Raw genomic sequence first — 11006 nt, 5'->3', positions numbered from 1 at the left:
CCGGAATCCACATCATGAGGAAGTGGACGATAGAGTTGATCCACTTGTCACCCAGGGTGCCGTTCCAGTCATGGAGCTTGTTGAAGCAGGCGTTAGAGCCGTAGCAGCCAGAAAGAACGATCATGCCGGCAGCGAGAAGGGTAGCGATACCTTTTTTCATTTTTTTTACTCCTTAAGGATTGAGTTTATCGTAATTACGACAAGAAAAATATAACTAAACGGGGCCCCTTTTGGCTATATTCCCAAAAAAGAACGTTAGGACTTGATAAGGCTCACATTTTTATTTAACGCACTTTATGCGTTAAACGTATTAGGGCGTAAAAAAGGGACATTTCTCAAGCATCAGGCCCTTCATTTTGTTAAATTCGTGGTTCAACCATGAAAGAAGCTAGAGCCGTCAAGTTTTCCCAAAGCACCATTTTCAAGAGTTTGCTGCTCCTGATTTTTGCTACGGTATTGATTGCCTCTATCAGTATTTTCTTCTTTGTTCGGGGGCAGGTAAAGTCCCTGATCGGCTGGAGCAGCGACAACAACCGTACCCAACTGCGGCAAATGGTCATTGCAGCAAACACCGACATCCGTCTTTTTGCCAACCGTATCATCTTCCTCACCCACACCACCGAAATCCAGAGTTTGGACTCCTCCATCGCGGGAGCCTACATCAACAGCGACAACATCGCCTCCATGTTCAACGACGACGAGACCATCAACCTCTACGACGACGAAAACAACCTGATTTGCGAAAGGCAAAACGATTTCGCCGACGAAAAAGTCCAGCTCCATTTTGACATTTCCAGAATCCCCAAGCACAATTCCTACTTTAGCCCCTGGAGCATCGAAGACGACCACTCCATGCCCACCCGCATTTTTGCGTCTGAAGTTATCGGGGATGATAAAGAGAAGGGTATCCTGCTTGCAAATTTCTCTTTCGAGCGTCTTGAAAAATACTTTGCCGACTGCAAGGTGGGCAAGAACGGGTTTGTTATAGCCATCTCCGAAAAAGGCGAGATTCTGTACCTGCCCAGTTTCAAGGAAACCGGCCGCAAGCGGATGAACATTACGGAACTCGGTTTCGAAAATTTCCAGCCCCAGAGATTTGAAACTCCGGGACCCACATTCGTCAAGCTCAAGAACGGCAACGAATACCTTGTCAATTACGAATACAGCCACGCTTTCCAGTTCGGCCTGCTTTCCCTGCAACCCCGCAATGAGATCGAAGACATGGCGTCGGCCATCAAGCAGTCCAGTATGCTTTTCCTTGTAGGAACCATCGTTGTCACCTGCCTTATTTCCTTCTGGATGTTCCTCATCTTGGGAAAGCCTTTGAACAAGCTGATCGTCCACATGAAAAAGATTACCGATGACAACATAGACGCCCCCGAAATCAGGTTCGGCCGGCGTAACGACGAAGTGGGCCAGCTTTCCAAGGCGTTCAACCTGATGCACGAGACTATCAGACGGCAGTTCAAGGAATTGCAGTCCCACAGAGAACTCCTGGAACAAGAAGTCGCCGAAAGAACCCAGGAACTGGAAGAGGCCAACAAGAAACTCCGCATCATGTCCAGGACCGACGAGCTGACCGGGCTACCCAACCGCCGGAACATTCACGAGTGCATCGAAAACGAGGTCAGCCGCATTTCCAGGTCCCACAAGCCTTTCTGCTTTGTGTTCATTGACATCGACCATTTCAAGAGAATCAACGACACCTACGGACATGCCTGTGGTGACGAGGTGTTGAAATCGGTGGCGCAGACCATCCGCGGGATGTTGCGGAACTACGACATCGTGGGCCGCTATGGCGGCGAAGAATTTTTGGTGCTACTCCCCGAGACCGACTTGGACGGAGCTGCCGTTGTGGCTGAGCGGTTCCGCAAGCAGGTAGAAGAACAGTCCATCAAGCACGCCGATTTTCTCATCAACGTCACCATCACCCTGGGCGTTTCCAAGTACGACGGACGCCTTGGCGCCGACCGCAGTATCCAGATGGCGGACAAGGCCCTGTACGAGGGCAAGGAATCCGGCAGGAACAAGGTGGTGGTCTGGGGGCCCGACCGAATCTCCGAAGAAGACTATCGGGCAGCGGCCATGGAAATGGCCCGCAACAGATAAACTAATGGGGTATCAACTGAAGGTTCTGTTTCAGGGCCTTCAATTGCTGTTTAGAAAACTCCCTCATGGACTGTTCCGTACTCACCGGGAACATGACAAAAGAAGCGTCGGGACAATCGTCTTCGTTGAAGGCTATGCCGTAGGCGGTCCGGTCTATCATCTTGTAAGCGCGACCCGGCAGGGAGTAGTCCCGCACTCCGGAGGTTCCGCCCTTTTTATACAGGCCGCTTTTCAGAAGTTCCGGGCAAGAGGGGGTGTCCTCGAAGCCGTCTTCTAGAATGGACAAGTCCTGATAGCCTTCTATATCTGCCCAGGTGGAAGTGGTATGCCGAAGCCCAAAGAAATGCCCGGTCTCGTGCACGGCCACCTTCACGATTTCTTCGGCGGTGAGGGCGCGTTCCCCCGTTGACATGAGGGCATGACTCCCCACAATGACCGTGCTGCCCTCGCCTCCCCTAAGGTTAGAGGCAAAAAGGGCCGCATATCCCAAGACATTGAGCTCGTTGATGCGGTGGACCAGGACAATGTCCAAAGCTTCGTTCACTCCCTTCACGGGCCAGCCGCCCAGTTCCGCAAGGGTCATGTCTTCGGAGGTCGCTCCCGCATGCCAATGCACGTCTGACGGGTATTTACTCCCGAGAATCGGGTGCTTCGAGGCGTAATTGACATAAATCGTATCGATGACAAAGGAGGTATAAGCTTTGCGAAATGCCTGCAGCAACATTTTTGCAAGGCTGTCCATTCCGTCTACTCCATCAATAGGGTCGATAAGCCCCACAGGAATCAGGTTCAGGGAAAGGTGATTGGAATACTTGCCCGAGCCTTCGAACTTGACGTCGGGAGTTTTACCCCTGTAATAATCGTCATCCTGCACCAGGGTGAGGCCCCAGATGGATTTTTCGTTTTCTTCGCAGACAAAGTTAAAGACATAACGTCCACCGGAAACTTCGGGTTTCAGGGTTTCCATCTTGGACATTCCATACCCGTCGCCATCGCGGTGCTCGTAAAAACGGAACAGCTGCATCTTGGGCGCTTCAAAGGCCGAATCCACCCCGAAAGAAAGGGTGTAGAGCCCGCCCGGGTGCACAATCATCATGACTCCCGTGGAAAGATGCGCCTCGACGGAATCCCCCAGGGCGGGATCGTTGGGGAACATGGCATAAAGTTCATTTTCCAACGGGTAAACAACTCTTTCCGGGTCGGAATCTTCGCTACAGGCCGAAAAAAAGGCGGTCAAAACCCCAAAAGTGAAAAAAATGAACAGGGGGTAGGCTTTTTTTGCACCAAAAAAGCGTCTTATACATAGAGGGGCAAAAAAATTTGACCTGACCATGCCCTAAAGGTACAAAAACAAGCCACAAAGGATTGTGCAGAATGAAGCTTTTTTCTTCTTTTCGGGAATTGACTTTTCCCCTGGCGGGGAAGCCTGCCCTGGTAGCAGCCTTCACGATAATGGCGGTCATAACCGCCATTGAAAAGCCCCTTTACGGAGCAGTTCTCCTGGCCTTGTTGTGGAGCCTAGCCCATGTTTCTGGAAAATTCACCCAGCGGGTGGTGCTGGCGGCGCTGCTCGCAGGAATCGGGAGCATTCTGATTTCGGCACGGGTATTTTCGAGTGGGGAGACGACCGCAAATCAGGTCGTAACAGTGCCAGGTTCGCAGGTCGTAACAGCGGCTAATTCGCAGGTCATAACTGTGCCGCCGAAGGAGGGTTGCGGCACGGTAGAGGCGGTGCTGCCCCGGAGCAACGGCGTTGCGTTTGTGATGATGGTTCACTCCGCACAGGTCACAACAGCTGACGCAGGGGGCGCAGAAGCCGACACGCAGGTCGCAACAGTGCCGAATCGTTCGGTCAAAGAAGTCGCCGGAACCTACCGCGTCCGCCTTACCGAAAAGCGCGCCCTCCCCCTTTTGCCCGAACCGGGAGACTCCCTCTGTTACGAGGCGTCCTGGTACCCGGTGGAACCGCCGACCGTCCCGGGTGCCTTCGATACCCGAAAGTGGCTGGACAGCCAGAATCTTGCTGCCTACGGAAAAATGCGGCACTGGAAAAGCTGGCAGGGCGGCTGGACCTTCGAGCGGAGTTTTCACCATTTCAGGAACTGGATCCGCCAAAAGCTGTCGCGGTTCTTGGACCCGGCAGAAACGGGACTTTTAATGGGGCTTTTGGCCGGAGACCGGAGCGGCATTCCCGAGGCCCTGCGGAGCGATTTCCAGCGGTCGGGACTGGTACACGTTCTAGCGATTAGCGGTTTCCATGTGGTGCTGCTGGCGGGGCTCCTGATGACGTTCCTGAAGGCGACGGGACTCCCCCACAGGATTGTGCGGGTGGTGGGCGTCTTGCTCCTTGCCATATACGTGCCCGTCACCGGCGGCTCCCCTGCGGTGACCCGGGCCGTCATCATGTTTGCCGTGCCCCAGGTGGGCATGCTCCTGCAACGGCCGGCGGGTGCGCTGAACAGCCTGGGGGTGGCCTTGATTCTCATCTTGCTTCCAAACCCCCAGGTGCTCTGGAATCCCGGATTCCAGCTGTCGGCGGCAGCTACCGCCGGAATCATTCTCGGGTCCAGCCACAATCCCCTGAAGGCGCTACCCGAAAGCCTCTCGAAGAACAAGCTCTGGGCCAAGTTCCAAAGTTTTATCATTGAACCCACCTACGTGACGCTGTGTGCCACCTTGGCGACGGCACCCCTCCTGATTTATCATTTCAAGACCCTCGCTCCCCTGGCCTGGCTAGGGAACATCGTCATCGTCCCCCTGATTTCTTGGGGAATGGAGGCGGGGCTCGTTGCCCTGCTTTCGCCCATCGACTTTGTGACGAGCATCTTTTGCAGTGCGGCATCGGTCCTGCTCCGGACCGCAAGCCTCTTGACCCACCTGCTTTCCGATTCCTCGGCGGCATCGGTGACCGTAGGGCCCTACCCGCCCTTTGTGCTGTTGCTGATGGGTTTTGCGTTTGCCCTGCTTACCAGCATCCGCAAAAACAGGCTTGGTGCCATCCTTTTCTCCCTGGGACTCCTTTTCTTTTCGGGTTTTTATTTTGCATGCAACTACCGTGATGTGGTCTGGCCCACCTGGAGCCTTACCGCCATTGACATCGGGCAGGGGGACGCCATACTGATTACCACACCTTCAGGGAAAAACATCCTAGTTGATAGCGGGCCCAATGACCGCAGGGACTCGGGCAAGGATATCATAGTTCCCTATTTGCGACATTCCGGTATCCTAAAGCTGGACGCCCTCGTGGTGACACACGCCGACGCCGACCATTTCGGCGGGGTCCTCGGGATTGTAAAAAGTTTTCCCGTCAAGGAACTCTGGGTCAGCGAATGCGCAAGGCTGGAGCCGAAACCCGCCTGGATTAAAACGATGGCCGTGGCGCTGGAGCGGGGAATCCCCCTGCGGGATATCGGCCGGGGGTTCACCTGGTCCGAGAACTTTTTCGAGATTCGGGCCCTGCACCCTATTTCTAGCGGCAAGTGCGCCGAGACCAACGAAGAAAGCATTACCCTCCGGGTGAAGGGCCTCGGGCATTCCGTCATCTTGACCGGCGACCTGACGGTGGCAGGAGAAAGGAAAATCCTGAAGTCGGGAATGTTCCTTAAAAGCGACGTGCTGAAACTGGGCCATCACGGGAGCAAGACCTCCAGCAGCAGGAACTTTCTGACGGCGGTAGGCCCAAGGCTTGCCCTGGTCTCTAGCGGTCGGAAAAACCGGTTCCGTCACCCCCACAAGCAGGTCACAGACCGGCTGGACTCCCTGGGCATTCCTTACCTGAACACAGCAAAGCGCGGGACCATCACCGTGCAGTTCACCCCCGACACTATGCTGGTGGAGACGATGCTGGAAGAGGAGTGAAATACCGGCGGATAATGGATACAGAAAGTCTCCTCTCAATTAAGCAAGGGTATCGAGTCTATCACCTGATAGCATAAAAAACAGCCTATTGACAAAACAACAATGTGTATATATATTATATATATGATTTTCGAATGGGATGATCACCAGTAGATCCGTATGAAAAGCAACTATGACTTCAGCAATGCGGTAAAGAATCCGTATGCCAAGAAATTGAAGAAAACGATTTGCATCAACATCAGCGAATCGGTCCTCGCCTATTTTAAGGAACTCGCCGAAAAAACCGGGATTCCCTACCAGACCCTAATCAACATGTTCCTTACTCAGGCCAAAGCCGAAAAGATGGAACCAAAATTTATCGCAAAACCATCTCGAAAGAAACAGGTGGCATAAAACAAGCGGGATAAAAACCCCGCTTTGTTATTTTCCCCGTATCGTCAGTTTACATTTTTCAACTATTCTTCTTCGGAAGGAATCGTTATGCCGTTGACTTTTTCCTTAATGGAAATCAACAAAATCCCAGAAATCCATCCTTTTTTTTCTGATTTTTTCAGCGTCAAAACGCTTGCGAACCCGCATAAAATAAGGTATATTCAAAAAGTATGTCTTATATGGGCTCTTTATGAGCGGGGATAAAACAATCACGAGGACGATGACTTATAAGACTGGGCTTATTGTTGACGAGGACGATTATTTGCGACATACGCCAATAAGATAAAAAAAAGGAAGCATGTATGGTCCTCTGGTCCCATCATACGGATCCTCGTTTCAACAACGATCATCCCAAGCGTCGAGGATAATTTCGCTTACTCATGCATCCTACCCTTTAATATACCTCTTTTTCTGGAGAAAAGCAATGATCAACGCCAAAATCGATGACAAAAAGTGCAAAATTCTGCTAAAAGGCATCGAAGACAAGTCGAAAGACTTATCCAAGGCCATGAAAACAATAGCCGTTAATCTTAGGTCTTATATGGGCTCTTTATGAGCAGGGATAAAACCAGAAAAAAAAATGTTATAATTCCTGGAAATTACCGATAATACGCAAGTGACCAGGACTCTCGGAGGAAACTCGCAGGGACTAACAGTCACAAGAGTTTCCTCCTGCGGTAATTTACATACCTGCTAAAGCGAATTTCACCTAAAAAAAGCATTTATTTCCCGAACCCATCGCTTGTTTTTTTGACCGAGATGTGGGCTTCCCAAGCGAACAGTCGAACGAAGTGAATCTGCGAGCGAGGGAAGGCACACATCGAGGGAAGGATTTGTAAAAAAAATTGCCTTTTCCTGGTTCTGTTTTGTATATTACCCCACGAAAGTCGTATTTCTATATCCCATAGCAGCCATAATCGCCTGCGGGCTATGGAAATACGACTTTTTTTATGGAGGTAAAATGAGCAAAAAGGATAAAATTGAGATTCCCGACCAGGTCGGGAACGAAAACAGGGGCGAAATCGTGCTTTACCAGCCAGAAGGCGAAGTCCGGCTGGAGGTGCGTGTAGAAAACGAGACCGTGTGGCTCTCGGCTAACCAAATGGCGCGTCTTTTTAATCGAGACGAGAAAACGTTACGAAAGCATATCAACAACGTGTTTTCGGAGGAAGTCGAGAAAGACAACAACACGCATTTTTTGCGTGTTGATGGCGTAAAGCAACCGGTTGCTTTTTATAGCCTTGATGTCATCATTTCGGTCGGATATCGCGTAAAGTCCGCAAGCGGAGTCAAGTTTCGCCGCTGGGCGAACCAAGTCCTGAAAGACTACATGCTCAAGGGTTACGCCATAAACCAACGCAAAATTGCGACCGATTTGCAGATTGTGGACCGTCTGCACGAACAGCGACAACTAATCGAAGGGCAGGGCGCAGAAATTGCGGATTTAAAGAACGCCACAGAAAAACGCCTCGGCGGAAACTCGCAGGGACTAACAGTCACAAGAGTTTCCTCCTGCGGTAATTTACATACCTGCTAAAGCGAATTTCACCTACAAAAAAACATTTATTTCCCGAGCCCACCGCTTGTTTTTTGACCGAGATGTGGGCTTCCCGAGCGAACAGTCGAACGAAGTGAATCTGCGAGCGAGGGAAGGCACACATTGAGGGAGAGATTTGTTAAAAAAGATGCCCGACAAGAGAATAGGGGATCCCCGCCTGCGCGGGGATGACAATGAAAGAGTGCGGGCATGACATGAGGGTGCGGGGTCTTAGGGGCAGAGCCCCTAGGAGAGGGGGTGATGGAAGACTTGGCGAGATCGTTGGATTGTGATTGCTTCACCCCTATTCGGGGTTCGCAATGACACTGCCGGCATCTGCCGAATCGCCAAGGCTGCAATCAGGGGGAGGCGTCCCCTTTCAATAAAAAGCTACCGGCCGTTCAACAGGATTCGGGCGGGGTTGTGGAGAATGCCGTTGGAGGCGATGGAGCTGTAGCCTTCGTGGACAGAGGCGATGGGGTGACCCGCATCGTCGAAGAGGTCCGACTCCCCTTCGATGGTGGTGAACTTTCCGCCCGCTTCCTTGAACAGAAGCGGGTAGGCGGCAATGTCCCACAGGGAGACAACGGGGTCCACCATCACTTCGGCGCGGCCCGATGCCACCATGTAATAGCCGTAGCAATCGCCCCAGCCGCGGTAGAGGTTCGCGCTCCGGCGAAGTTTCGCGAAGCCTTCGCCAAAGCCTACCGTTTCCATAGTGTTCACCGTTCCCGAGAGCACCAGGGCGTCGGCCAGGGAATGAACTCTGGAGCAGCGGACCGGGTGCCCGTCCAGAAACGCACCGCCGTCTTGAACCGCCCACACGGCGCTGTGCAGGGCCGGTATGCGGATGACGCTTGCCACGGGCACATTCTTGCGGTAGAGCGCAATCAGCGTGCCGAACAGGGGAACGCCCCGGATGAATGACTTGGTGCCGTCGATGGGGTCCACGATCCAGCGGTATTCCTTGTCGGAAAGGCCGTCGCCGAATTCTTCGCCCAGCACGCCAAAGTCGGGCGTTTCCTTGAGCCAGAATTCACGGAGCAGTTCTTCGGTGCTCTTGTCGGCGAGAGTCACGGGCGTCCTGTCCGCCTTCCATTCGATGCTCAAGTCCCGCTGGAAATACTTCAAAATGTTCTCTTCGGCCATCTCGGAGGCCTTGAGGGCGATTTTCAAAAGATCCTGGTTTGTTGCCGTTGCCGCCATCTACACCTCCCCTTTCCACTTTTTGACGAGGGCCATCAGAAGTTCGTTTTCTTCGGGCCGGCCCACCGTAATGCGCACGTGTTCAGGCATGCCGAAACTGGTAAGCCCGCGGACAATCATGCCGTTCTGTTCCAAAAATGCCACGAGGTCCTTCGCCTTGGCACCGATGTGGACGCAGACGAAATTCGCCTGGGTGGGAAGCACCTTGAAGCCGAGAGCCGTAAATTCACGAGTGAGGAACTGGATTCCCTCGCCGTTCATTTTGCGGGTGGCCTCTACGTGGTCGGTATCCCCAAGGGCGGCGATGGCCGCCACTTGTGCCGCCTGGTTCACGTCGAAAGGCGGTTTCACCTTCCACAGGTGACGCACCACCTCGGCGCTGGCCATGGCATAGCCTACGCGAAGCCCTGCAAGACCGTAAATCTTGCTGAAGGTGCGGTTGATAAAGAGGTTCGGGAATTCGTCCAGGGCGCCTACCAGCTTGGGGTAGTCGGGAGCAGTGGCGAATTCAGAGTAGGCCTCGTCCAGAAACACCAGCACATTCTGCGGGACTTTTTTCAAGAAGTCGCGAATTTCGGTTTCGCTGTAGTAAAGGCCCGTGGGATTATTGGGATTGCAGATAAAGGCCACGCGGGTCTTGGCATTTATGGCCTTGGCAAGGTCATCGAGGCCGGTCTTGGACTCCCCTTCGCCTACGCCAACGAAATCCGCCCCATTGGAAAGGGTGGTAAACTTGTAAACGGAAAAGGTAGGCGTAATGGCCACACAGTTGTCGCCCTGACGGATGAACGCCTTCCCTACCATGTCGATGATTTCGTCGGAGCCGTTGCCCACCACAATCTGTTCACGCTTGACGCCGAACTTTTCGGCCAGAGAGCGAATCATGGAAGGTGCGTCTCCGCGGGGGTAAAGGTGCAGACTGTCCGCAATCTTGTGGAAGGCTTCCACCGCCTTGGGAGAAGCTCCCAGCGGGTTTTCATTGGAGGCCAGCTTTACCACCTTGGTAAGGCCGTAACGTTCGCGGATTTCCTCGATGGATTTTCCGGGAACATAATCCGAAAGCTTGGACAATTCTGGACGGGGTTCAATCATAATCACCTCCTTTTCGCAAGAGCAAATCTAGTAATTCCACCGGATTATTTTAAATTTGGCTTCATGAAACGCCTCGCCGTACTCGCCACATTCATATTGGCCCTGTTCGCCACAAGCGCTTTTGCGCTGGACCCCATCTGGGACATGCACTACACCTTCGGCCCCGAAAGCCATAGGGCACCCAAGTTCGGCGCAGGCGTTGGTCTCCGTTCCGACTTTGATTCCCACGTGCTGTTCCCCGCCAACATCATGGGGACCATCTCCAAGGACTTTGAAATCGGCGCGAAGATTGACATCGACACCTACAACCAGATGGACAACACCCAACTATCGCTGGACATCGGCGGTAAATACCACCTGCAACCAGGAAGGTTCATCGAGCTGGACGGCTACTTCGGGCTGAACAGAAACAACGGCAGCGCAGTGATTCTCACCTACGGAACGGAACACTTTATCGCGAAGAACTTCTCCAACTTTTACGAGATGCGGGCCGGTTTCCTGGACGGCGTGACCGGCGAAGACGGCTATGTGAAATTCGCATTCGGCATGACCCCCACCCTGAATTTCGGCCACACGGTCCGGGTGATGATCGAAATCAACACCTCCGAAAGTGTGGGGCATATTTCCGACGACTTCATGATCGATATCATCCCGAAGCTGGAAGTGGCCCTGGGTGCAGCCCGCGTCCGCCTGGACTTTGACATCGGCGTCATGCAAGAAAAGAACAATGATCAGAAGACCATTGCTCTTTATGTGATGACGGCGTTGTAGC

Annotated in this window: 9 protein-coding genes; 5 read left to right on the top strand and 4 right to left on the bottom strand. The window is 52.9% G+C overall.

Translation table 11 applies throughout. The features are described 5' to 3' along the window. A partial coding sequence (locus IKB43_11965; GenBank protein MBR2470840.1) for a DUF3332 family protein occupies positions 1–160 on the bottom strand: 160 nt, incomplete at its 3' end. Positions 161–378: 218 nt separating this feature from the next. Here IKB43_11965 and IKB43_11960 point away from each other — a divergent pair. Next, positions 379–2109, top strand: coding sequence for a diguanylate cyclase (locus IKB43_11960; protein MBR2470839.1), 1731 nt, complete (start codon positions 379–381; stop codon positions 2107–2109). A 1-nt stretch (position 2110) separates the two neighbouring features. On the opposite strand, the gene IKB43_11955 is transcribed toward IKB43_11960, so the two are convergent. After that, a complete protein-coding gene (locus IKB43_11955; GenBank protein MBR2470838.1) occupies positions 2111–3346 on the bottom strand; it encodes a hypothetical protein in 1236 nt (411 codons plus the stop codon). A 137-nt stretch (positions 3347–3483) separates the two neighbouring features. Between IKB43_11955 and IKB43_11950 the strand changes: the two genes are divergently transcribed. The 3 genes from IKB43_11950 (at position 3484) to IKB43_11940 (ending at position 7936) form a co-directional block, all read left to right on the top strand. Continuing rightward, complete coding sequence (locus IKB43_11950; GenBank protein MBR2470837.1) at positions 3484–5967, top strand: DNA internalization-related competence protein ComEC/Rec2; 2484 nt, start codon at positions 3484–3486, stop codon at positions 5965–5967. Between the two features lie 159 nt (positions 5968–6126). Further along, positions 6127–6360, top strand: coding sequence for a BrnA antitoxin family protein (locus IKB43_11945; GenBank protein ID MBR2470836.1), 234 nt, complete (start codon positions 6127–6129; stop codon positions 6358–6360). Between the two features lie 1000 nt (positions 6361–7360). Beyond that, complete coding sequence (locus tag IKB43_11940) at positions 7361–7936, top strand: virulence RhuM family protein (protein ID MBR2470835.1); 576 nt, start codon at positions 7361–7363, stop codon at positions 7934–7936. 390 nt (positions 7937–8326) lie between these two features. Here the strand turns inward: IKB43_11940 and IKB43_11935 are convergent, their stop codons facing one another. Both IKB43_11935 and IKB43_11930 read right to left on the bottom strand, forming a co-directional pair. Further along, positions 8327–9142 (bottom strand): histidinol-phosphatase, encoded by an 816-nt coding sequence (locus tag IKB43_11935; GenBank protein ID MBR2470834.1) that lies wholly within the window; start codon positions 9140–9142, stop codon positions 8327–8329. After that, on the bottom strand, positions 9143–10234 hold the full coding sequence (locus IKB43_11930) for a histidinol-phosphate transaminase (GenBank protein MBR2470833.1): 1092 nt from the start codon (positions 10232–10234) through the stop codon (positions 9143–9145). It abuts the gene before it with no gap. 63 nt (positions 10235–10297) lie between these two features. On the opposite strand from IKB43_11930, the gene IKB43_11925 reads away from it, so the two are divergent. Further along, complete coding sequence (locus tag IKB43_11925) at positions 10298–11005, top strand: hypothetical protein (GenBank protein MBR2470832.1); 708 nt, start codon at positions 10298–10300, stop codon at positions 11003–11005. The last annotated feature ends 1 nt before the right edge of the window (position 11006 follow it).

The organism is Fibrobacter sp. (assembly GCA_017503015.1).
Classification (GTDB): Bacteria; Fibrobacterota; Fibrobacteria; order Fibrobacterales; family Fibrobacteraceae; genus Fibrobacter.
The sequence above is the reverse complement of the archived record's forward strand: the minus strand, read 5'-3'. Positions and strand labels throughout refer to the sequence as shown.